25 protein-coding genes are annotated in these 22922 nt (G+C 52.8%); 6 read left to right on the forward strand and 19 right to left on the reverse strand.

What is annotated here, in order from left to right; all coding sequences use genetic code 11:
- Positions 1-60: 60 nt before the first annotated feature.
- From KGP25_RS13350 to KGP25_RS13360, 3 genes are read right to left on the reverse strand one after another with little or no spacing between them, the layout of a single operon-like run.
- Positions 61-816, reverse strand: coding sequence for a terminase endonuclease subunit (locus tag KGP25_RS13350; RefSeq protein WP_223539094.1), 756 nt, complete (start codon positions 814-816; stop codon positions 61-63).
- 3 nt (positions 817-819) lie between these two features.
- Positions 820-1887: a phage major capsid protein, P2 family gene (locus tag KGP25_RS13355; RefSeq protein WP_117580355.1), complete on the reverse strand. Its 1068-nt coding sequence runs from the start codon at positions 1885-1887 to the stop codon at positions 820-822.
- A 55-nt stretch (positions 1888-1942) separates the two neighbouring features.
- Positions 1943-2797: a GPO family capsid scaffolding protein gene (locus KGP25_RS13360; protein WP_223539095.1), complete on the reverse strand. Its 855-nt coding sequence runs from the start codon at positions 2795-2797 to the stop codon at positions 1943-1945.
- Between the two features lie 166 nt (positions 2798-2963).
- Here KGP25_RS13360 and KGP25_RS13365 point away from each other — a divergent pair, with 166 nt between their 5' ends.
- A complete protein-coding gene (locus KGP25_RS13365) occupies positions 2964-4733 on the forward strand; it encodes a terminase ATPase subunit family protein (RefSeq protein WP_223539096.1) in 1770 nt (589 codons plus the stop codon).
- Position 4734: 1 nt separating this feature from the next.
- Positions 4735-5760, forward strand: coding sequence for a phage portal protein (locus KGP25_RS13370; RefSeq protein ID WP_199557582.1), 1026 nt, complete (start codon positions 4735-4737; stop codon positions 5758-5760).
- A gap of 492 nt (positions 5761-6252) precedes the next feature.
- On the opposite strand, the gene KGP25_RS13375 is transcribed toward KGP25_RS13370, so the two are convergent.
- The 8 genes from KGP25_RS13375 to KGP25_RS13410 all read right to left on the reverse strand — a co-directional run bounded on the left by KGP25_RS13375 (position 6253) and on the right by KGP25_RS13410 (position 11876).
- Positions 6253-7203 carry a reverse transcriptase family protein gene (locus KGP25_RS13375; protein ID WP_196366252.1) on the reverse strand — a complete coding sequence of 317 codons (951 nt, stop codon included), beginning with the start codon at positions 7201-7203 and terminating at the stop codon, positions 6253-6255.
- Positions 7181-7489 (reverse strand): helix-turn-helix transcriptional regulator, encoded by a 309-nt coding sequence (locus KGP25_RS13380; protein ID WP_196366253.1) that lies wholly within the window; start codon positions 7487-7489, stop codon positions 7181-7183. Before KGP25_RS13380 ends, KGP25_RS13375 begins: the two co-directional genes overlap by 23 nt.
- 37 nt (positions 7490-7526) lie before the next feature.
- On the reverse strand, positions 7527-7682 hold the full coding sequence (locus KGP25_RS13385) for a hypothetical protein (RefSeq protein WP_165824011.1): 156 nt from the start codon (positions 7680-7682) through the stop codon (positions 7527-7529).
- Positions 7683-8081: 399 nt separating this feature from the next.
- A complete protein-coding gene (locus tag KGP25_RS13390; protein ID WP_223539097.1) occupies positions 8082-10361 on the reverse strand; it encodes a replication endonuclease in 2280 nt (759 codons plus the stop codon).
- Position 10362: 1 nt separating this feature from the next.
- Positions 10363-10626: a DUF5405 family protein gene (locus KGP25_RS13395; RefSeq protein ID WP_223539098.1), complete on the reverse strand. Its 264-nt coding sequence runs from the start codon at positions 10624-10626 to the stop codon at positions 10363-10365.
- A 31-nt stretch (positions 10627-10657) separates the two neighbouring features.
- Entirely contained in the window at positions 10658-10867 is a 210-nt protein-coding gene (locus tag KGP25_RS13400; RefSeq protein WP_223539099.1) for a DUF2732 family protein, read from the reverse strand.
- Between the two features lie 66 nt (positions 10868-10933).
- Positions 10934-11434, reverse strand: coding sequence for a replication protein B (locus tag KGP25_RS13405; protein WP_223539100.1), 501 nt, complete (start codon positions 11432-11434; stop codon positions 10934-10936).
- A 166-nt stretch (positions 11435-11600) separates the two neighbouring features.
- Positions 11601-11876, reverse strand: a complete 276-nt coding sequence (locus KGP25_RS13410; RefSeq protein ID WP_032658818.1) for a regulatory phage cox family protein — start codon at positions 11874-11876, stop codon at positions 11601-11603.
- Between the two features lie 135 nt (positions 11877-12011).
- Between KGP25_RS13410 and KGP25_RS13415 the strand changes: the two genes are divergently transcribed.
- Positions 12012-12308 (forward strand): helix-turn-helix transcriptional regulator, encoded by a 297-nt coding sequence (locus KGP25_RS13415; protein WP_032658822.1) that lies wholly within the window; start codon positions 12012-12014, stop codon positions 12306-12308.
- Between the two features lie 96 nt (positions 12309-12404).
- On the forward strand, positions 12405-13415 hold the full coding sequence (locus tag KGP25_RS13420; protein ID WP_032666330.1) for a tyrosine-type recombinase/integrase: 1011 nt from the start codon (positions 12405-12407) through the stop codon (positions 13413-13415).
- A gap of 109 nt (positions 13416-13524) precedes the next feature.
- Here KGP25_RS13420 and leuE read toward each other — a convergent pair whose 3' ends face one another.
- Entirely contained in the window at positions 13525-14160 is a 636-nt protein-coding gene (gene leuE / locus KGP25_RS13425; protein ID WP_223540564.1) for a leucine efflux protein LeuE, read from the reverse strand.
- Positions 14161-14271: 111 nt separating this feature from the next.
- Complete coding sequence (locus tag KGP25_RS13430; RefSeq protein ID WP_021240326.1) at positions 14272-14445, reverse strand: YciY family protein; 174 nt, start codon at positions 14443-14445, stop codon at positions 14272-14274.
- A gap of 144 nt (positions 14446-14589) precedes the next feature.
- Between KGP25_RS13430 and cls the strand changes: the two genes are divergently transcribed.
- Together cls and KGP25_RS13440 are read left to right on the forward strand one after the other, a co-directional pair.
- Positions 14590-16050, forward strand: coding sequence for a cardiolipin synthase (cls, locus tag KGP25_RS13435; RefSeq protein WP_223539101.1), 1461 nt, complete (start codon positions 14590-14592; stop codon positions 16048-16050).
- 33 nt (positions 16051-16083) lie between these two features.
- Complete coding sequence (locus KGP25_RS13440) at positions 16084-16413, forward strand: HI1450 family dsDNA-mimic protein (protein ID WP_006810881.1); 330 nt, start codon at positions 16084-16086, stop codon at positions 16411-16413.
- 31 nt (positions 16414-16444) lie between these two features.
- On the opposite strand, the gene KGP25_RS13445 is transcribed toward KGP25_RS13440, so the two are convergent.
- The 6 genes from KGP25_RS13445 to oppA all read right to left on the reverse strand — a co-directional run bounded on the left by KGP25_RS13445 (position 16445) and on the right by oppA (position 22912).
- Positions 16445-17314 (reverse strand): ion transporter, encoded by an 870-nt coding sequence (locus KGP25_RS13445; protein ID WP_048223634.1) that lies wholly within the window; start codon positions 17312-17314, stop codon positions 16445-16447.
- Between the two features lie 14 nt (positions 17315-17328).
- Positions 17329-18333, reverse strand: coding sequence for a murein tripeptide/oligopeptide ABC transporter ATP-binding protein OppF (gene oppF, locus KGP25_RS13450; RefSeq protein WP_008502789.1), 1005 nt, complete (start codon positions 18331-18333; stop codon positions 17329-17331).
- On the reverse strand, positions 18330-19343 hold the full coding sequence (locus tag KGP25_RS13455) for an ABC transporter ATP-binding protein (RefSeq protein WP_024907097.1): 1014 nt from the start codon (positions 19341-19343) through the stop codon (positions 18330-18332). Before KGP25_RS13455 ends, oppF begins: the two co-directional genes overlap by 4 nt.
- Before the next feature lie 11 nt (positions 19344-19354).
- Positions 19355-20263, reverse strand: a complete 909-nt coding sequence (gene oppC / locus KGP25_RS13460) for an oligopeptide ABC transporter permease OppC (protein ID WP_008502787.1) — start codon at positions 20261-20263, stop codon at positions 19355-19357.
- Positions 20264-20275: 12 nt separating this feature from the next.
- The gene (gene oppB, locus KGP25_RS13465; RefSeq protein WP_008502786.1) at positions 20276-21196 is read right to left on the reverse strand and encodes an oligopeptide ABC transporter permease OppB; all 921 of its coding nucleotides are present in this window, start codon (positions 21194-21196) and stop codon (positions 20276-20278) included.
- An 84-nt stretch (positions 21197-21280) separates the two neighbouring features.
- Positions 21281-22912 (reverse strand): oligopeptide ABC transporter substrate-binding protein OppA, encoded by a 1632-nt coding sequence (gene oppA, locus KGP25_RS13470; protein WP_223539102.1) that lies wholly within the window; start codon positions 22910-22912, stop codon positions 21281-21283.
- Positions 22913-22922 lie beyond the last annotated feature (10 nt).

The following is a 22922-nucleotide window of genomic DNA, read 5'->3' on the forward strand; positions in this document are numbered from 1 at the left end:
CAGTCAGGGCAATAAATACCCGCATTGACCGGCGTGCCGCCCGGCTCGGGGAGCGCTCGGTTAACCTGCGGCTTTTGCCGCCTTTGGTGGACGCCCGCGCCGTGCCGCCGGTTTAGCGGCAGTTTTTCGCGTGCGCGGTTGAGTCGTTTTGGTTTTCGGTGCTGGTTCGGGTTTTGGCCTGAGCTGGCGCTCTAGCTGCTCAATATCCTTTTTCACCCCGATAGTGCTTTCTAACTGGATCGCACGCTGCAGGTGCGCCAGCGCCTCGGGCAGTTGCTCCGCATCACGCAGCACGTAGCCGGTGATTTTGTGCAGCTTCGCGCGCACGATGTCGGGCATATCCGCGCGCTCAGTCAGCGCGATGGTGTCGAGCAGGTTCGCCAGATTGACCGGCTGTTTTGCCGTCAGCAGGCGCTGCGCGGTCAGTGCCACTTCTTCGGCCAGCAGGCACGGCGTCGGACGGCGACCGACCGGCATGGTGAGGCCGTAGGTCATGGCGTAACGGGCGATTTCCAGCGCCCCGGCGATATCGTCAGCATCGAGACGCCAGAGCATCACCGTCATGATGATGTCATCCTGTGCGCCTTTACCGTTTGCGAGGACGCCAGCGACCCACGGCAGGTAGAACGGCAGCAGCTCGCGCTTTTTCGCGGCTTTGCGCTCTTTGGAGCTGATTTGTTTGAGCGTGCGGTTGTCTGCGGCCAGCTTAACGAGCATCTGCTCATAGGCAGTTGCATTGCGCAGCGGGACGGCAGCCCGCTGCGCTGTTTCAGAGGCCGAGACCCGCATCATGTGACGCGCTGCGGGACTCGTCATGGCTTACTCTCCGCTTTCCGGTGCTGCAGGTGCGGTGAAGTCACCGAGCTTGATGTTTTCAATCAGGCAACCGGCGGCGTAAGCCTCGACCACGTAGTCAACATTCATTGACTCGTAGTTTTCGATGCGGTCTTTTTTCGGGTTTTCGATGATGCTGCGACGGTGCGCGTCATCCATGAAGTAGACAGACAGGTTGTCGAGACGCGTCACCATCAGCGCATCTGCCGGGAAGTAAGGCACGCGCACGGCTGGCAGGTTGCCGATTCGCTTCTGGCTGATGATGATGTCAGCGGCCAGCGACTCGGTGTTTGCCTGCTCTTTGTTGACGATCGGGAAATATTTATCCGCCATCAGCTTACGGCCGGTGATGACGACGAGCTCCGGGTCATCCTGATAAATCTCGTCAATCAGGTTGCCGGTGGCATCCATGACCAGCGCGTCGAGGTTCGCATAGTCGCCGTTTTTACCCACGCGGATCACTTCAGAAATCACCGTACCTTCTTCGTCGGTGATTTTTGACATCACGCGCGCGGGCGCTTCATTGCGGTACTTCTGCAGCCAGCCGATCGCCACGTCCTGCAGCAGTGGATTTTTTTTACGGTCGGAGGTCGCCGCGCGCTCGATGCCGTTGAAACCGGCCATGATGAAATCGAGGGACTGACGTTTGATGATGGCGTCACGGATACGGGTCTGGAAGTCCTGGAATCGCGCCCACAGGTCGAGCTGTTTGTAGCGGATATGGAAGTCAAAGTTAATCTGGTCGCACTCGTATTTATTGGACTCCAGCGCGGTAAAGTCAGCGGTCTTACGCTCATCATCACCGGCGGTGTCGGCGGTGCTCGCAATCGTACCGTTAACGCCGACGCCGACTTTTTCGCCCTTCAGTTCGTCAACCGGCACGATGTTGATTTTGGTCAGAAACGCGGATGACATCTGCAGGGTGGTCATCAGGGTTTGCGTGACCGACGGCTCGACGGTGAATTTCTTCGCCACGTCATCGGTGGAAATACCGTTCAGCTCCGCGACGCGGGACAGGTAGGCATTAAATTTGAAACGGGTATCTTTACGCATGGTTTTTCCTGTTCGGGTAAAAGGGTTCAGGCCGGGCAACGCGCCCGGCGCGTTATCAGCAGTTGGTCAGCAGCTCGTCGCCCGTACCGCCTTTTGAAAGCTCGCGGCGCGGCTGGCTCTGGCTTTCGGTGTTATCGAGGGAGCTTTTCAGGGAGGTAAACGCCTGCGCGTTTTCATCGACTTTGCTGGTCACGTCCTGCTTAAGCAGCGCAAAAGCGGTCTCCAGCTCGGTGACGCGCTGGTCGGAGGCGTTGAGATTGGTTTGTACCTGCTCGGTAACGGTGGTCACCGCCTCATGCACATCGGCGAAACGGGCGTCATCGCTGGCCTGCTTACGGCCAAAAATGGCTTTAACCTTATCGGTCAGGTTGTTGAACATGGTGTCGGGAACGTCCTCAAACTCCAGCGCAGCCAGCGAGGCCACAGAGAAAACGTCGTCCGGCTGGTCTTTTTTACCGGCGAGCGGGTTCTGCGCGGCGCGGCTGCAGAATTCGAGGTATTCCGTGCCGAGGCTTGCCGGGTCATCGGTGACGGCCAGCCCGATGAGGTAGCACTTGCCGCTGTTCGAGAAGTTCGGGCGGATCTCCATGGAGGTGTAAACCTTCTGCCCGGCACGCACCATGCTGACCAGCTCGTCAAGCGGGGCAATTTTGGCAAACAGCGCCTTTTTGCCGTTGAGGACAGAGTCATCACTGATAATCTCCGCCTTAAGCTCGGTTACATCGCCATAGCGTTTAAACGGACTGTCAGGCATCAGCCCCCGGATATGTTCGAGGTTAATGCGGCAGCCGTAGACGCGGGGGTCGAACGTGTCGGCCATATCCTGAATGTCATCGCCGCTGATGACGCGGCCATCGCAGGTGTCACCCTCGACGCCGATGCGAAACCATTTAGAAACTTTCTTTGCCATTGTTCAGGTGTCCTGATGTTGGGTTTTCGGGTCGGGTTTAGTTTCCCGACTCTGACCCGTATCAGCCACCGCTTACGATCTGATTAGATCTGACACAACAGTCACTTAGCGCGAATAGTTCCCCATTTCCTTAGCCTTGCCACGTCATACCAAAAACGAGGCAAGCATGACCATTTCAACTGACCTTTCTCTGTTAAATGACCCGCGACGACAGGCGCGGCTGTTGTACTGGCAGGGGTTCGCCGTGCCGCAAATCTGCGACATGCTGCAGCTCAAGCGCCCGACCGTGCAGAGCTGGAAACAGCGCGACGGATGGGAAGAAACCGCGCCGATTAACCGCGTTGAATCGACGTTAGAAGCGCGGCTTATCCAGCTCTACGCAAAGCCAGACCTGACCGCGCATGACTTCAAAGTCGCGGATTTTCTGTCGCGTCAGATGGAGCGGCTCGCGCGCGTTAACCGCTACGGCCAGACCGGAAACGAGGTGGATTTAAATCCCAATATCGCCAGCCGTAACAAAGGGGATCGCAAAAAGCCGAAACGAAACTATTTCAGCGAGGAGGCCATAGAAAAACTGGAAGAGATTTTCTTCGATCAGTCGTTTGACTATCAGCTCCGCTGGCATAAAGCGGGATTAGAGCACCGTATCCGCCACATCCTGAAATCCCGCCAGATTGGCGCGACGTTCTACTTTGCGCGCGAGTCACTTCTGCGTGCGCTTAAGACCGGGCAAAACCAGATATTTTTGTCGGCCAGTAAAACGCAGGCTTACGTGTTCCGTAAGTACATCATCGCCTTTGCCCGTCTGGTTGACGTCGACCTGTCAGGCGACCCGATCGTCATCGGCAACAATGGTGCTGAGCTGATTTTTCTCGGGACTAATTCCAACACCGCGCAGAGCCACAACGGCGACCTTTACGTCGACGAAATTTTCTGGATCCCCAATTTTCAGAAGCTGCGCAAAGTCGCCTCGGGCATGGCCTCGCATTCGCACCTGCGCACCACCTATTTTTCGACGCCGTCGACGCTGGCGCACGGCGCGTATCCGTTCTGGTCTGGCGAGCTGTTTAACCGTGGCCGCAGCAACCGCGACGAACGTGTCGACATCGATATCAGTCATCAGGCGCTTGCCGGTGGCGTGCTGTGCGGGGACGGTCAGTGGCGGCAGATTGTCACCATTGAGGACGCGCTGGCCGGTGGCTGCACCCTGTTTAACCTCGACCAGCTTAAGCAGGAAAACAGCGCGGATGACTTCCGTAACCTGTTTATGTGCGAGTTCGTCGACGATAAAGCGTCGGTATTCCCGTTCGAGGAGCTGCAGCGCTGCATGGTCGATGCGATGGAAGAATGGGAGGACTTCGAGCCGTTCGCCGACCGTCCGTTTAACTGGCGTCCTGTCTGGATTGGCTATGACCCGTCACACACCGGCGACAGCGCCGGGTGCGCGGTACTGGCTCCGCCGCTGGTTGCCGGTGGCAAGTTCCGCATCCTTGAGCGTCATCAGTGGAAAGGCATGGACTTTGCCGCACAGGCCGAGGCCATCCGGGCGCTGACCGAGAAATACACCGTCGACTATATCGGCATCGATGCGACCGGCATCGGCCAGGGTGTGTACCAGCTCGTGCGCTCATTCTTCCCGGCGGCGCGCGCCATCCGCTACACGCCGGAAATGAAAACCGCAATGGTGCTGAAAGCAAAAGACACCATCAGGCGCGGATGTCTGGAATATGACGCCGGTGCGACCGACATCACGCAGTCATTTATGGCTATCCGCAAAACCATGACCAGCAGCGGCCGCAGTGCGACCTATGAAGCCAGCCGCAGCGAGGAAGCCAGCCACGCGGATATCGCGTGGGCGACCATGCACGCCCTGTTAAACGAGCCGCTTTCCGCCGGTAGCGGTATGCAATCAAGTTCAATTCTGGATATTAACTAAGATGAAAAAACGCCAAAACAAACAGCCAAAACAGACCAGCATGACCGCCAGCGCGCCGCAGAAAATGGAGGCGTTCACCTTTGGTGAGCCGTCACCCGTTCTGGATCGCCGCGACATCCTCGACTATGTCGAGTGCATCAATAATGGCAAATGGTACGAGCCGCCGGTTAACTTCTCTGGACTGGCAAAAAGTCTGCGCGCCGCCGTACACCACAGCTCCCCGATTTACGTCAAGCGCAACATTCTGACCAGCACCTTTATCCCGCACCCGTTGTTGTCCCGTCAGGACTTCAGCCGCCTTGTGCTCGATTATCTGGTCTTTGCAAACGGCTATCTCGAAAAGCGCATGAGCGTGACCGGCCAGCTCTTTAAACTGGAAACCTCCCCGGCCAAATACACCCGCCGTGGTGTCGAGGATGGCGTTTACTGGTACGTGTCGGACTATACGCACCCGCACCAGTTCGCCCCCGGTTCGGTGTTTCACCTGCTTGAGCCCGATATCAATCAGGAGCTCTACGGGATGCCGGAATACCTGAGCGCGCTCAATTCCGCCTGGCTGAATGAATCCGCCACGCTGTTTCGTCGCAAGTATTACCAGAACGGCGCGCACGCGGGTTACATCATGTACGTGACCGACGCGGCGCAAAGCAGCACCGACGTTGAGGCGCTGCGCTCCGCGATGCGCGACTCGAAAGGGCTCGGGAATTTTAAAAACCTGTTTTTCTATGCCCCGAACGGGAAACCGGACGGCATTAAGATCGTGCCGCTGAGTGAAGTCGCCACGAAGGATGATTTTTTTAACATCAAGAAGGTGAGCGCCGCTGACCTGCTCGATGCGCACCGCGTGCCGTTCCAGCTCATGGGCGGCAAGCCCGAGAATATCGGCTCAATGGGCGATATCGAGAAGGTGGCGCGGGTATTTGTGCGTAACGAGCTGACGCCGCTGCAGGAGCGTTTCAAAGAGATAAACGACTGGCTCGGGATGGAGGTGATCCGCTTTAAGGATTACAGCATCGAGACCGACTAACTCCCGCCCAAAATGCCGCCTTCGGGCGGCATCCCCTCAAAGCATGTCAGACGGTGCACACGCGACGCAACCGCGCCAACACCTCATTAGCCGACCACATCCAACAGCGCACCACCACGACGCGCACAGACGCGTAAAATAAATCCTGTCACCACGTCCGGCGCGCAGTGCTATCCCCGCCTCGCCTGCGCGCTTAAGGGGGCGCTTTTTATGCAGGTGCATATCGCCTTAAACCCACGTTAACGCTGGCGGTGCACAATGATAAAAGGTGGATCTGCCGCATGCAAAATCATGCACCCATTGCATGCGCATCTAACACTTGCAAATTGCGGGATAAAGAATAAAAAAATGGTATTAACTGTGCTGATTAAGATAGCCCCATACCTTCATCACTTGTGACAATACTTCACTGGTGAAGAAGTTAAGGTGAAGAAATATTTACTGCATCTGTACCCTATCAGTTTGAAGAAAGCACAAGCACTATGTCGACACCTAATTTGCAGTGTTAACTTTTAAAGTCAGGACTTTCGATTTGTAGCGCTGGTCAATGACACCCATTGAATGCAGACGACCAAATAGTGTTTTTGCAAACGAAGTTTCTTTCGCTTTTTCCATATCTTTAATCATTTTCCAACATTCAATATCTCTAGCCATCAATCGATGCTGTTCATTCCTAACTTTTAAAGAATCGCCTAGCACAATCACTCCCGTTACCAACTTTGGTTTTTCCTTACCGTACATTTTGGTTTTAGTTGGATGTACTGCATGACCGTGCTTATTAATAATCTTGCCAATCACTGCACAAAACAATCTATTTACGTTAGCACCAGAGAAAGTAAGGTCATCCACATACACAGTCATTTTGACCGTTAATTTCTGGCAAAGCTGATAAATTTCATCAAACATTCTGGAGTTTGCAAAATATGCCAAGGGCATGCTGATTCGACTTCCAGTTGGCAACTGGCCATGGCAAGTGCATATATGAGATAGAAAATCTGCGACGTCAGATGAAGTCTTCATCACCGAGTAGAAAAAGGAAAATACCATCACCCTTGTTGTTGATGGGAAAAAGGATTTAATATCCGTCGTCATCATCTTATCATTATTCAGATGCGCTTTTGCATTCGTCACATTAGAGCAACCTTTCTTACCTGAATGTAAATAGCTAGGCAGAGCAATGCGCGATAATAAGCTTGCAATTCGTGTATGAACTATATCTAACTTATCTAAAGGTTTTTGTATTTTACGCAACTTACCTTTTTTGGATAATTGCTCAAAAATACAATAATTGCCTTCATCTTTTTTCAGGGCCGACAAATCACTGAGACTAACACAAAGTAGCTCCGCAAGTTTCCGTTTGCTTTTGAGTTTGTAAAATGGCGAATCCATCATACCGTAAGATTTATTTTTAGTAGATATTTTAAGCTTTTTCGGTTTTTGCATTTCTATTATTTACCCAATCTAGGATATCAAGAACTTTTTCAGCCAAATTCAAACGCAACCGCTTAGACAGACGGCCTTGCGTGCCTAACGATTCTGAAAAGAATACTAGAGAGGATATGGGCATGTCGAAATGGGATGCATATCGCTGTAAAACATCAATCGACGGCGACCACGCCCCACTTTCAATGTCGACTATTTTGTCTTTTGGAATACCTAAAGATGCAGATAACTCAACTAAGGATTCTTTATGGTATTGCCTTATCAAACGAAGGGCTTTATGTAACATTAGGCAACTCCACGCTATTGAAACTAGGGAGGACGCATTACAAATCACCCCCCTCCAAGTAGTCTACTACGCGTGTGATAACATCAAACAGTCGAACACCCCATTTGAAAGCTTCCCACGCATAACCAGCCCACTTTTTACGGTTTGACTTGCTCTGCGCCTGCTGTTCGTTGGTTACTTTATCATTATGCATGAAATTTTCCTTATGCCCACGGTGTGCAAACGTATGTCTGCTCCAGCACCATGGTTCGCCCTCATAAGGATGAGATTGAACAGCACTAGCCCCCTGCTCCACGGACCCTTGGTCGCCCAAGGGGTCCGAATACCCATACGCGATACCATCTGGACCAGTGGTGACTCTCACGAGCCGCTCAGGCGCACAGAGGCGTTGCGCGGGGTAAATTTTAGAAAGCCGAAGCTTTCCACGGGCAATTAAGGCCCAATTGGTGGCGATATATCTCACTAACTAACCAATGCACGCATCATAACAAGTTATCCGCTTCGCTTGATTAATTGTTTTATATTTTATTGACATTAAAGCATTAAAAAATATGAAAAATAAGAATAACCACAATTGCAAATAGATATCGCTTTATGTTTCAAATCCAGACCAGTCATCAGCAACCGAATATTTGAATTTCTTACCGCCATAAATCACCGTTGCCCCACGCGCCAGCGCGTCTAGCTGCCACCGTTCCGGGGTAATGCCTTCCTGTGCTAAGTCGAAACGAATTTTTGCGATGCGATCCCTTTCGGGCTTTGTCATCCTGGCTGATGGCGCTTGCTCGCTGGTTTTGAGCGGCGCATTGCTTCTTTGCTGCCGATGTTTGCGCGGTGCGCCAGCTTTTAACGCCCCGTTAAGCACCTTCACGACGTCCGGCTCATTCCAGCCGATAACCCCGCGCTCAATCAGATTTAACACCGCTGCGGCTTGCTCAGACGGTGTCGGTGTCATAACTGGATCGCCACAGCCGGTGAGCTTTCCACAGTTATTGACAGGACTCCGAGGCGCGGCAATGCCGCTTTTTAAAGTCAAAGGCTCAACGGCCAAAAGCTTTGGAACAATGCGCCATTCGGCTGTCCGGGTAACACGCACCAGCTCAGAGCCCAAGTGCGGGGCGTAGATGCCCACAACTTTCTCTATATCCTCTTCGTAGGCGTTGACCTCATCAGTCACGTTACGAGCCACACGGACGGTCTGGCTATCGCGTGGAACATTCGCCCCACCCTGCGCTGCGATATACCGGTCAAATTCACCTTCATCAGCTGCAGCTCTGGCCGCCTCGACACGCTCATCGAATTCATCAGCAATACTTACCCCGCGAGGCAGTTTGCGCAGTTCGCGGTATGCGCCCATCGTCGGCAGGCCAATTGATTTGAATTGCGGGATACGCCATGTTGACGCCCATGCGGTTACAGCTGCTGCGGTATCGGTTAGAGGTTTGCCGGTGTCGTGATCGACCTGACCATCGAGCGCGTAACCATCGATATTCTTCGCGATGTATTTTGCAATGTAACCGGCTGCGCCACCTTGATTGAGGTGCTTAGCTTCAAAGCGCTGTGCTGCAGCGCCTTTTTCATCGCCATCTTCTTTTAAGGCATAACGACGCATGATTTCGGTGACCTGTTTGCGTTGCTCTGGTTTGCAAAAAAGCATCATATGCCAGTGCGGAGTCCCGTCATGATGCGGCTCAACAACACGCATCCCGTAGACCTGCAGACCGTTATCCTTAAAAGCTGTACGCATCAGGCTCCAGATACGGCACAAATACCGCTGTCCATCTTTGGGCGTAAAGGCGGTGTCATTCCATCCGTGGTTAAGCTGCACCGTCTTTTTGTCGCCCTTTCCAATCTGACGTGTCGGGTGATACTTCGACGGCGTGGTGATAGTGATAAACATCCCGACGTCACCCTGACCGGCCGCATAGCGTTCAATCCCTGCGATAGTATTCATCAGTTCCATACGACGGATTTCGGGGTTTGAAATACTTCCCATGACTTTGCTGATGAGATCAATGCGCTCACCGGTGACTTTGTTTTCCAAGTCACACGACTTCAAGTATTCGAAATTAGCCTGACGGCGAGAATGTACATCACGGATCGCCGTTTTGCTGGCGTATGGGGAGCGGTCTTTATTCACCTCACCAGCGGCAATCAGCAAAGCCTCGTGCCAGCGCATACGCTGCGCCTTAAACTGGTTAATCCACCATTCATCGTTAATCAGACGAGCGATAGCGGAAAATGCCTGGCGGATAGTGATTTGCCCTTTGCGGTATTTCTTCCAGAACATTGGGGTGATGTTGAATGCACGAGCTGCACCGGCAACGTGACCATATAAGTGCGCCTGCGCTTCATCGGTGAAAAGGGTTTCTTTACCGCCATGAGCATCTGCCCATGCGTCGCTAAGTTCCTCATAAGCAACATAGAGCTGAGAAGCAATACGAGCAGCAAATTTTTTGAGCGCTTTGTCACTCATATCCGCTAATCGTGAATAGCTTTCGCGCTCGCTCAGAAAGAGAAGCGATGCAGTCTCGTTCATTCCATTTAACTGATTAACCCGCTCAAGACGCGGCCCCACCCTTTGCTCAACGGTATTCTTGAGGAAATAGAAACCATGAAGTGGGCTTTTTGTACGACGGATGAAGTCATACCGCGAGTTAAACAACGTTTTTAAGACATATGGGAGGCGATTAACTTTACCTAAAACACCTTGCACCTGACGGTATTCGCCACGTGTAAGGGGTCTGTCGCGGCCTATAGCCTCTTTGTTGACGTTATTCCAGGGATAAGCACCAACGAATGAATCACTGGTGCCCTTCATAAATGGTGGTGGTGGCGAGGGGGCAACACGCCCCCGAGATTCGATGGACATTTTATTTAAAGGCCGCCAGGCATTGCTTCCCTAAGCGTTCCATTCGAGCTTCCAAATCTGAGAAGCCAATAAGATCGCTGGTCAAAAGATCATGCAATATCAGGCCTGAGATAAGCTTAGGGATAGTTGGGTAGTAACCCACAACGTCCAGCCAATCTTTGCCTTTGTTCTTCCCGGATGTTGCGGTCTTCTTCTCCTGCAAAATGAATTGATAGCGGTCACTGGTGATGACGTATTGGTTATTAATCTCGATGCGTATGCTCATTCTGGCTTCCTTTTAAAAGTGGTTAGCCTGCTCAATCGAATATTGAGTTGTGCAAATTTGCCGACTCTTGACCTAATAACTCGATAATCTCGGTACGATTGAGCTCAGACTTGCTGATATGCGCGATAAGCCCGTCAAATCGAGATGAGAATCGTGTCGCCAGGTCGCGCTGTGCTTCGTTTACTGCCTGCTCCAGAAGAGCGGAAAACATGCCACCTGGAGCTGTATTTCGTTTTTGCATTTGTTTATCTCCGGACAAAAGGAGTCCCCACGCAGTAAGGCGCGTAATAAAACGAATCCAGATTAATTAATGTAAATACTGCTCAGGTTTTACCGAGGTTAAAATGGTTGGTGCGTACTCAAAAAGGCTAAACAGCTCTCGCAGCGCGCGGAAAAGTTTGTCGCGCCAATAACAGCCCTCTTCATTCAAACGCCAGTGCGGCATCATAAATTCCTGTTCTGTCAGTCCCGCATGAAGAAACAATGAGCGCCTTTGGCTAACGGTCAGGCGACTGATGAAAGTTGCTTTTGACGAGCCAATCTGGCGGTGCCGGGCAAATGCATTTCTCAATTCATCAAGCGCACAAACAAGACGCTCACGATCTGCTTCGGTCATTTCCTCTAAGCGCATGACCGAGTGACGCTGTTTTAATTGAGCGTGGAAACAAACCGTAAGACGCTCCCGCTCCATCATCTGATTGTAAAAATCACAGGTATCCTGCCAGCGAGGCTGAGCCAAATACTTGCAGACCAGACCGCGAAGCGCTGTTGGTTGGTTCTGGATCACGTCCAGTGTCATTACCGTCATAACCACAGTCCTCTCTTTTTGACCAGGCGACGAAGCTTCTCGATAACGCCCGGCTTTCGGGTTCGGATGATGATGCCCTTACGTCCACGACCGTGAGTGATAGTGAAGTTGGTAGGTTTAGGACTTTCTCTTCGAAGCAACTGTGCAATACAGCGAGGTTCACTATTCATACTGGCTCCCCTAATCCGAGCCACATCAGCCAACCATCACGAATTTCCTTCGGGCGGCTGTCATATGCCATCTTCATACCCTTGTTCCAAGCAGGCAGATAAACCCAATATTCCCCTGCGCGCCCACTCGTTGACTGCGGATCAGTCATCTCGACTACAGGAAGCTTCCCCTTTTCAATCATGCCTTTAACGGCTGCAGGTGTTTTACCAATAAGGCGCGCGAATTCCTGGTATGGAACGGCGTCGCTCACACTATCAATGACCCTATTCATTTGTGAGTATTCCTCGTTAGTGTTTTAATTGCTCCTAATGGCTATTAATTGCCATATTGGAGCCATTAGTTTGCGATAACGAATAGAAGATTACTCCGTTATCGTTTTTCTATCAATAGTGGAGTGTTAATTACGATGATACCCGTAAATGAAAAGCTAGCGATCATGCGTGAGTCAGAACGTATGAATAGGAAAGAATTCAGTGACTTAACAGGCGTTCCATACAGCTCTCTTTCGAGTTACGAGAAGGGTGTAAAAGATATGGGCATACAGGCGGTGATGAAGATTTTGAATCATCCTCAGTTCAAAAAATACACTATGTGGTTCATGACAGAGACGATATCACCTGAAGCTGGGCAGATTGCACCGGCTCTCGCGCACTTTGGGCAGCAGACAACAACGTCATCCCACTCAGACCAGAAAACTGGCTAACTATTTATGGCGCTTATTTGTGCAGTAAATGCACAGTGAGTTTTTGCTATTTAAATCAGGAAATTGAAGTACGCAGTAACATCATCGGGAGGCTTTATGTCTGTTAAAAAGCTCGATGATGGTCGATATGAAGTGGACATTAGACCGACCGGGCGTAACGGAAAACGCATCCGTCGGAAGTTCGACAAGAAAAGCGAGGCGATGGCTTTTGAAAAGCATACTCAATATAACCATCACTCAAAGGAATGGCTTTCAAAACCAACGGACAAACGCCAATTGTCGGAACTGAAAGAGTTATGGTGGAAGCTGAAAGGTAAACATGAGGAGCACGGTCAATCGTATCTCAGGAAAATTGAGCGTTTCGAAACGATGACCGGAAACCCGTGCGCTTTCCAGATCACCAAGAGCCTGATAACGCAATATTGTGCTCAACGTCGGGGTGAAGGTATTAAGCCAACTACCATCAACCGCGACCTGATCACGCTAGGTGGGATGTTCACAACCCTGATTGAGTCAGAACTGTATAACGGTGAGCATCCATTCAGGGGATTCAAAAAACTGAAAGAGCAGACAGCCGAAACGGGCTATCTCACTCTTGAGGAAATTGACGCCTTACTTGCTGCGCTCTCAGGTGATAATCGTAAAATTGCGGTTTTGTGTTTGAGTACCGGAGCAAGATGGGGAGAAGCTGCGCGATTGAAGGCGGAGAATGTGATTCATAACCGGGTGTCTTTCGTTAAGACGAAAACCAACACACCGCGCACGGTCCCGATCTCTGATGACGTTGCGGCTTACGTAGTCGGCAAAACACGAGGTTTTCTGTTTCCTGAGGCCAGTTATGCTGACTTCAGGCGAACCCTCAAAGAGGTTAAGCCCGATTTACCGGCCGGACAAGCAACACATGCGCTACGACACTCTTTCGCGACGCACTTTATGATTAACGGGGGCAACATCATCACACTGCAGAGGATCTTAGGTCATACGAAAATTGCGCAGACAATGGTCTATGCGCACTTCGCTCCTCAGTACCTGCAGGATGCGATTTCGCTTAACCCGTTGAAAGGTGCTAATGGTGGTCAGAGTGTCCACAATGTGTCCACACCCTAGCCGCTTTTTATGGCTTTTGACTGCTAGTAGTAAAACGTGAAGCCTTGTCTGGCGCGGCTTTCAAGTTACGCCAGACATTAAAAAGGCTCCCTCCGGAGCCTTTCATCAATCAATGCAGCGACGCTAACCTCGCCGCAAACCCGACAAACAGCAGCCCTATCAGCCCGTTCCCCAGCTTTGCCAGTTTCTTTTTCGTTTTGAGATAGCGCGTGACAAACGCACCGGAGAAGATCAGGAAGCTCATGTACATGAAGCTTATCAACTCAAGCGTCGTCGCGAGGATAAGGAAAGAGGTACCAGTGTTCTGCGCATTCACGTCGATGAACTGAACAAAGAACGATACGTAGAACAGAATCGCTTTTGGATTCGTCAGGCTCAGCACCAGCGAACGTTTCATGATCGTGCTGGCAGGCTCGGTGCCGCTTTCCTGAGCGTGATTCTGCCGGGTAATGACCGACCAGAGCATTTTGCCGCCCAGCCACAGCAGATAGAAGGCGCCGAGATAGCGCACGATATTAAACAGTACCGGCGTGGTCTGGATTAATGCCGCGACGCCCGCCCAGGCCAGAAACATCAGTACCGCATCGCCGATAAATACACCCGACGCGGCAAGGTACCCTTTTTTAACGCCGTGTCCAATTCCGGTTTTAAGCACAAACAGGGTATTCGGCCCCGGTACGAGCACGATAAAAAACGCGCCAACAACATACGTCCAGAAATTCAGTACGCCAAACTCCGCAAACACTTCTTCTCCCTCCTTTTGCTCAATACAGCAGGAGTAGCGCTGCAAATACGCTACTCCTAAAAATCAGACTCTATAAAATCATTGGGCACCATTACGGTGCCCTCATGGTACTCAGATATCCTGGACTGCGAACAGCAACGCGTTGCGATGCCGGGTCATTCCACATTTTCTGATGGCGTGAATACGCATATTGCGGCGGGATTGTGCTTCCAGCCAACGAGCCTTGCGACGACTCACCTGTCGCAACATGCGCCAGCGCCCTACTTCTGTTCTACTGCGCTTCATGTCTACAACTCTTTCTCTAACAGAGACGACATTATAAACCCATGCGGGCAGCAAACCAGCGCTTTTACCTGGCGTTTTTATTTGCCAGATGAATCCTGATGCGTACACTCATAACAATACGCTTTCAAAAGGATTTTTTTACCTATGACAACCTTCTACACCGTGGTGAGTTGGCTGGTCATTTTAGGATACTGGCTGTTAATCGCGGGTGTGACGTTACGCATCCTGATGAAGCGCAGAGCCGTACCCTCTGCCATGGCCTGGCTTCTGATCATCTACATCCTGCCGCTGGTGGGAATTATTGCCTATCTCTCTTTCGGTGAGCTTCATCTCGGCAAACGCCGCGCCGAGCGTGCCCGCGCCATGTGGCCCTCAACCGCAAAGTGGCTAAACGATCTTAAGGCCTGCAAGCATATCTTTGCCGAGGAGAACAGCAGCGTCGCCTCGTCACTGTTTAAGCTGTGCGAGCGCCGTCAGGGGATTGGTGGTGTTAAAGGCAATCAGCTCCAGCTGCTGACCTCGTCCGACGACGTCATGCAGGCATTAATCCGCGATATCCAGCTGGCGCGTCATAATATCGAGATGGTTTTTTATATCTGGCAGCCTGGCGGGATGGCTGACCAGGTCGCTGAATCGCTGATGGCCGCGGCGCGACGCGGCATTCACTGCCGTCTGATGCTTGACTCCGCAGGCAGCGTGGCATTTTTCCGCAGTCCATGGGCGGGCATGATGCGCAATGCCGGTATCGAAGTGGTTGAAGCGCTGAAGGTTAACCTGATGCGCGTGTTTCTGCGCCGGATGGATCTCCGTCAGCATCGCAAAATGATCATGATCGATAACTATATTGCCTATACCGGCAGCATGAACATGGTTGATCCGCGCTTCTTCAAGCAGGACTCGGGCGTGGGCCAGTGGGTGGATTTGATGGCGCGAATGGAGGGGCCGATTGCCACCTCGATGGGCATCGTTTACTCCTGCGACTGGGAGATAGAAACCGGCAAACGCATTCTGCCGCCACCGCCGGACGGCAATATTATGCCGTTTGAAGAGGCCAGCGGTCACACCATTCATACCATTGCTTCCGGGCCGGGCTTCCCGGAGGATTTGATCCATCAGGCGCTGCTGACGGCGACGTACTCGGCGCGTGAATACCTGATCATGACGACGCCCTACTTTGTTCCCAGCGATGATCTCCTGCACGCGATCTGTACCGCGGCGCAGCGCGGCGTCGATGTGAGCATTATTTTGCCGCGCAAAAATGACTCCCTTCTGGTGGGCTGGGCCAGCCGGGCATTCTTTAGCGAACTGCTGGCTGCAGGGGTGAAGATCTACCAGTTCGAAGGCGGATTGCTCCACACCAAAAGCGTGCTTGTCGACGGCGAGTTAAGCCTGGTGGGGACAGTGAACCTGGATATGCGCAGCCTGTGGCTCAACTTTGAAATCACGCTGGTTATTGATGATGCCGGCTTTGGCGGCGATCTCGCGGCGGTGCAGGATGATTATATCTCCCGCTCGCGGCTGCTGGATGCCAGACTGTGGGTAAAACGTCCGCTGTGGCAGAGAATTGCCGAACGACTGTTTTACTTCTTTAGTCCGTTGCTGTAAAACGTGCCCAACGATGTTAAACAGGTAGTCATCATGGAAATGGATCTGAACAATCGCCTGACCGAAGACGAAACGCTCGAGCAGGCCTATGACATTTTTCTCGAACTGGCGGTTGATAACCTCGATCCCGCAGACGTGATCCTCTTTAATCTGCAGTTCGAAGAGCGCGGCGGTGCCGAACTGTTCGACCCTTCAGAAGACTGGGCTGAGCATGTGGATTTCGATCTGAATCCTGACTTCTTTGCCGAAGTGGTCATCGGACTGGCCGATGAAGACGGTGGCGAGATTAACGATATTTTCGCCCGCGTCCTGCTCTGTCGAGAGAAAGACCACAAGCTGTGCCATATTCTCTGGCGCGAATAATAAAAAAGGCTGCGATTGCAGCCTTTTTTATTTACTCCGGCAACGCACTTCCGCAGCGGTTACAAAACCGCGCGTTAAGGTCATGTTCACCCTGGTGACATGCCGGACATTTGCGCTGCTGCTTGCGGCTCTGAAATGCGCTGCTCATGTGCGTGGTAATAAGCCCGGTCGGAATGGCAATGACCGAATAGCCAATCAAAATCAGCACTGAGGCCACAATGCGGCCCAGCGGCGTATGGGGCGTTATATCACCGTACCCGACGGTCGTCACGGTCACTATCGCCCAATAAACGGACGCATTGAGCGTCGTGAAACCATATTTCGGCCCCTCTATCAGATACATCAGCGCGCCAAAAACGATCATGACGATGGCAATAAACGAGTAGAAGAGAATAAGCTGATGACGGGCGCTGACGATTGCGCTCCAGAACACGCGCAGTGAGGGCATAAAGCGCAGTAATTTCAGAATACGTAATACGCGAATAACGCGCATCGCTCGCCAGGCAAAGACATAGCTCAGGCTGATTTCCGGCCACAGCCACATGACGTAGAGCGGCAGAATGGTAGCTAAATCAATAAATCCCCAGAAGCTGAAAACATATCGGGCCGGGTTGGGCCAGGCAATTACTCTGAGCAGATATTCAGCGGTAAAAACAAGGGTTATCGCCAGCTCAAGCCAGACAAAGACATGCCATTCGTCAAACGTCAGGTGGTATTGCGTCCCGGCGCCTGACTCAATAAAGATGACCACCACGCTGAGGAGCGCAAATAAACCACAAAGACCTTCGAAGCGTCGCCCGGATACCGTTTCAGGATCGAATAAAACATGATAAAGCCGCCGACGGGCTGACGTGAATAAACGCGACACAGTGACCTCGCAAAATATAAGGGCTGACATCATGTCAGCCCTTGCGATTATAACGGGTCTACTTTCAGGCAGGAAACCGCATGTCGGAAACTGCCTTCCAGAACCGGTCGCGTTTTCGCACATTCCGGCCCGGCCATTGGGCAGCGCGTGCGGAAGACACAGCCCGACGGCGGGTTAATCGGTGAAGGCAATTCCCCTTCCAGAAGCTGGATGGTCTTATTCTTTTCCAGATCGGGATCGGGGATCGGCACTGCCGACATCAGCGCTTTGGTGTACGGGTGCAGCGGATTGTGGTACACCTCGTCATAGGTGCCCAGCTCCACGGCGTGCCCCAGATACATCACCAGCACGCGGTCAGAGATGTGTTTCACCACGGCCAGGTCATGCGCGATGAAGATCAGCGACAGCCCCATTTCGCGCTGCAGCTTCTGCAGCAGGTTAACCACCTGCGCCTGAATGGAGACGTCAAGCGCGGAAACCGGCTCATCACAGATAATCAGCTTCGGTTCGAGGATCAGGGCGCGCGCAATACCAATACGCTGACACTGACCACCGGAGAACTCGTGAGGATAGCGGTTGATGAGGTTAGGCAACAGCCCGACTTTCAGCATCATCGCCTTAACGCGATCGCGAACTTCCTGACGGGACATCTTCGGATGATAGGTCCGCAGCGGCTCGGCAATAATCTCACCGATGGTCATACGCGGGTTTAACGACGCCAGCGGATCCTGGAAAATCATCTGGATATCGCTGCGCACGTCGCGCCACTCGTCGGGTTTCATGCCCAGCAGATCTTTACCCAGCCAGGCCACTTTGCCGTCGGTGGCTTTCACCAGACCGATAATGGCGCGCGCAAAGGTCGATTTACCGCAGCCGGACTCGCCCACCACGCCCAGGGTCTCCCCCTCATACAGGCGCAGCGTGACGCCGTCCACCGCTTTCAGGGTCTTCGACGGCTGCCAGAACCACTGTTTGCCGTCTTTGATGTCGAAATGCACCTTAAGGTCAGCAATCTCGAGCAGCACGTTGCGTTTTTCATCTAATGCGTTCATACCAGCTCCTCCTGCGGCTTAAAGCAGGCGCGCAGGCGGCCTGGTGCAAACTCTTCCAGCGGCGGTGCGCTGTTGCAGATTTCCATCGCGTGCGGGCAGCGCGGCTGGAACGGACAGCCTTTCGGCAGGCGCAGCAGGTTTGGCGGGTTGCCCGGAATGGTGAGCAAGGATTCCCCTTCCGCATCGAGACGCGGTACCGCGTTCAGCAGGCCAATCGAGTAAGGATGCGCTGGCTGATAGAATACGTCACGCGCTTTGCCGTATTCCATGGTACGGCCGGCATACATCACCAGCACTTTGTCACAGATGCCCGCCACCACGCCCAGGTCGTGGGTGATCATGATAATCGCCGTGTTGAACTCACGCTTCAGCTCGTTCAGCAGGGTCATGATTTGTGCCTGAACGGTAACGTCCAGCGCGGTGGTCGGTTCGTCGGCAATCAGCAATTTTGGCCGGCACAGCAGCGCCATCGCAATCATCACGCGCTGACGCATACCGCCAGAGAACTCGTGCGGGAACATTCGCATGCGCTTGCGCGCTTCCGGCATTTTCACCGCATCGAGCATTTTGACCGACTCTTCAAAGGCTTCGGCTTTGCCCAGACCTTTATGCAGCATCAGGACTTCCATCAGCTGCTCACCGACGCGCATATACGGGTTCAGCGAGGTCATCGGATCCTGGAAAATCATCGAGATCTGCTCGGCGCGCAGCTTGTTCAGCTCGTGCTCCGGCAGGTTGAGGATTTCACGACCATTGAATTTCGCGGAACCGCCAATCACACCGTTAGCGGCCAGCAGGCCCATTAGCGCAAAGGCGGTCTGGGACTTCCCGGATCCGGATTCACCCACGATGCCGAGCGTTTCGCCCGCGCGCAGGTTGAAGTTGAGATCGTTCACGGCGGTCACATCCCCGTCCGGGGTCTTAAAGGTGACGCGAAGATCTTTTACGTCCAGCAGAAGGTCGCTCCGCTGCTGCGCCTGTGGCGCGGTTGCCGTTTCAATCATTGTCATGACGGCGCTCCTTAACGGTCTTTCGGGTCGAGGGCATCACGCAGGCCATCGCCGATAAAGTTAAAACAAAACAGGGTAACGACCAGGAAACCCGCCGGGTATAACAGCAGCCACGGTGACACTTCCATTGAGTTTGCACCGTCACTCAGCAGCGCGCCCCAGCTGCTCAGCGGCTCTTGCGTACCCAGACCGAGGAAGCTCAGGAAGGATTCAAACAGGATCATGCTTGGCACCAGCAGTGAGGCATAGACCACCACCACGCCCAGCACGTTAGGAACGATATGGCGAACCACGATATTCCCGGTAGAGACACCGCCGACCTGCGCGGCTTCGATAAACTCTTTGCGTTTGAGACTCAGCGTCTGGCCGCGAACAATACGCGCCATATCCAGCCATGACACCATCCCGATGGCCACGAAGATCAACAGGATATTCTGACCGAAGAAGGTCACCAGCAGGATGACGAAGAACATAAACGGGAAGGAGTTCAGGATTTCCAGCAGACGCATCATCACCGAGTCCACTTTACCGCCAAGATAGCCGGACAGTGAGCCGTAGAGCGTCCCCACGATCACCGCCACCAGCGCGGCAGCAATCCCGACCATCAGCGAGATACGCCCACCGATAGCGACACGCACCAGCAGATCGCGTCCGGAAGAGTCCGTGCCGAAATAGTGGCCAGACTCCATATCCGGCGCGCTGGACATCATGCCCCAGTCGGTGTCGAAATAGGTAAATTGCGACAGCATCGGCGCCAGGGTAACAAACAGCGCGATGATCACCAGAACTACCAGACTCGCCACCGCCGCGCGGTTGTGCATAAAGCGACGGCGCGCGTCCTGCCAGAGGCTACGACCTTCCACTTCCAGTTTTTCACTGAAGTTTTCCAGCGCCTCGCTGTTTTTCTTACTCAACATCATGGCGTGCTCCAGTTAGTAACGGATTTTCGGGTCGATGACGGCGTACAGAACATCGACGATTGCGTTAAAGAGAATGGTCAGCGCACCGACGAGAATGGTCAGGCTCAGTACCAGCGAATAGTCGCGGTTGAGCGCGCCATTAACAAACAGCTGACCAATGCCCGGCAGGCCGTAAATGGTTTCGATAACCATCGAGCCGGTGATGATCCCGACGAATGCCGGGCCCATGTAGGAGAGCACGGGCAACAGCGCCGGTTTAAGCGCGTGGCGGAAGATAATCCGACGCATCGGCAGCCCTTTCGCGCGCGCGGTACGAATGAAGTTCGAGTGCAGCACTTCGATCATTGAACCACGGGTGATACGCGCGATACTGGCGATGTACGCCAGAGATAATGCCACCATCGGCAAAATCATGAACTTGAGTGCCCCGCCGTTCCAGCCGCCGCCAGGCAGCCACTTCAGCGTAATGGCAAATATCATCACCAGTAATGGCGCGACAACGAAGCTGGGTATGACTACCCCGGTCATCGCCACCCCCATTACGGCATAATCCCATTTGGTATTTTGTCTGAGCGCGGCGATGACGCCAGCGGTGACCCCGAAAACGATCGCCAGAATGAATGCCGCAGCACCCAATTTCGCCGACACCGGGAAGCTGGACGCCACCAGGTCGTTAACGGAATAGTCTTTATATTTAAATGACGGTCCAAAATCACCGTGCGCCAGCTGCTTCAGGTAGTTGAAGTACTGGGTGGAGATAGGATCGTTTAAGTGGTATTTCGCTTCGATATTCGCCATAACTTCTGGCGGCAACGTACGCTCACCGGTAAATGGACTTCCCGGCGCAAGGCGCATCATGAAGAAGGAAATCGTGATGAGAATAAATAGCGTTGGAATCGCTTCCAGACAGCGACGTAGGATAAATTTCAACATTGCCCGTACCTTCTGGCGTGTGCCTATATAATGTGACGTTGGTTAGACACCGTGGGGCGAGCACGCCCGCCCCACTCATTGCCATTAATGCTTGATAATATACAAGTTTTTAACGTAGATATTATCCATCGGGTCTTTACCGGTATATCCACCTACCCACGGTTTCACCAGACGGGCGTTAACGTAGTAGTAAACCGGAACGATCGCGGAACCTTTATCCAGCTGCTGCTCAGCTTTAGAGTACAGTTCAGTACGCTGTGCTTCGTCAGTGGTTTTCAGCGTGTCGGCGATCAGCTTGTCAAACGCCGGGCTCTTATAGTGCGCGGTGTTGTTTGAGCTGTCACTCAGCATGGTGTTCAGGAAGGAGGTCGGTTCGTTATAGTCCGCACACCAGCCAGCACGCGCCACGTCAAAGGTGCCCTGATGACGGCTGTCGAGGAAGGTCTTCCACTCCTGATTCTCCAGCTTCACGTTCGCGCCCAGGTTCTTTTTCCAGATCGAGGCAACGGCGATAGCCAGTTTTTTGTGCAGATCGGAGGTGTTGTACAGCAGGCTGAAGGTCAGCGGCTTATCGGCGGTATAGCCCGCTTCGGCCAGCAGTTTCTTCGCTTCTGCGTTACGCTGTTCCTGCGTCTGTTTGAACCAGTCTGGCTCGGTCAGTTTTGCGCCATCGGTGTATGGAGGGGTATAGCTGTATGCCGGCAGATCGCCCTGGTTTTTCACTTTGTTCACGATGATATCGCGATCCAGTGCCAGCTTCAGCGCAGTACGAACGCGTACGTCGGTGAACGGTGCTTTCTGGTTGTTGATTTCATAGTAGTAAGTGCACAGGTACGGGTCGACGTGAACTTCTTTAGGGATCTCTTTCTTCAGTTTCTGGAACAGTTCAATCGGCATGTTGTTATAGGTCATGTCGATTTCGCCGCTGCGGTAGCGGTTAACGTCAGTCACTTCGGACGAAATTGGCAGGTAGGTAACCTGATTAATCACGGTTTTCGCGTTGTCCCAGTATTGCGGGTTACGCTCAAGTACCATACGCTCGTTGACCACCCAGTCTTTCAGCTTGTAGGCACCGTTGGTCACGATATTGGCAGGCTGGGTCCATTTTTCACCAAATTTTTCCACGGCGGATTTTGGTACCGGGGAGACGGACGGGTGAACCAGCAGCTTATAGAAGTACGGAACAGGTTCGCTCAACGTGACTTCGAAGGTATTGGCATCGATCGCCTTAACGCCCAGATCGGTGATCGGTTTTTTGCCCGCGATGATGTCATCAATATTGGCAATATGGCCATATTGCAGGTAGCTCGCATACGGAGAGGCGGTCGTTGGATTCGCCAGACGCTGCCAGCTATAAACGAAATCTTCAGCCGTCACCGGCGTACCGTCGGACCATTTCGCATCTTTACGCAGATGGAAGGTCCAGACTTTGAAATCTTTGTTTTCCCATTTTTCTGCCACGCCCGGTGCCGGGTGGCCGTCTACGTCCGTTACCAGCAGACCTTCGAACAGGTCGCGGTTGACGTTAGACTCAGGAACACCTTCAATTTTGTGCGGGTCGAGAGACTGAACTTCCGCACCGTTGTTACGCACCAGCGTCTGCTTCTCCGCCAGCTGAACACCTGCAGGAACGTCCGCAGCCATTGCAGCGTTTCCCGCGATTAGCGCAGTTAAAATCCCCGCCGCTACCAGATTTTTTTTTGTGATGATGGACATTGTGTTGGTA

The sequence above is a fragment of the Enterobacter sp. JBIWA003 genome, from assembly GCF_019968825.1.
GTDB classification, from domain to species: domain Bacteria; phylum Pseudomonadota; class Gammaproteobacteria; order Enterobacterales; family Enterobacteriaceae; genus Enterobacter; species Enterobacter quasiroggenkampii.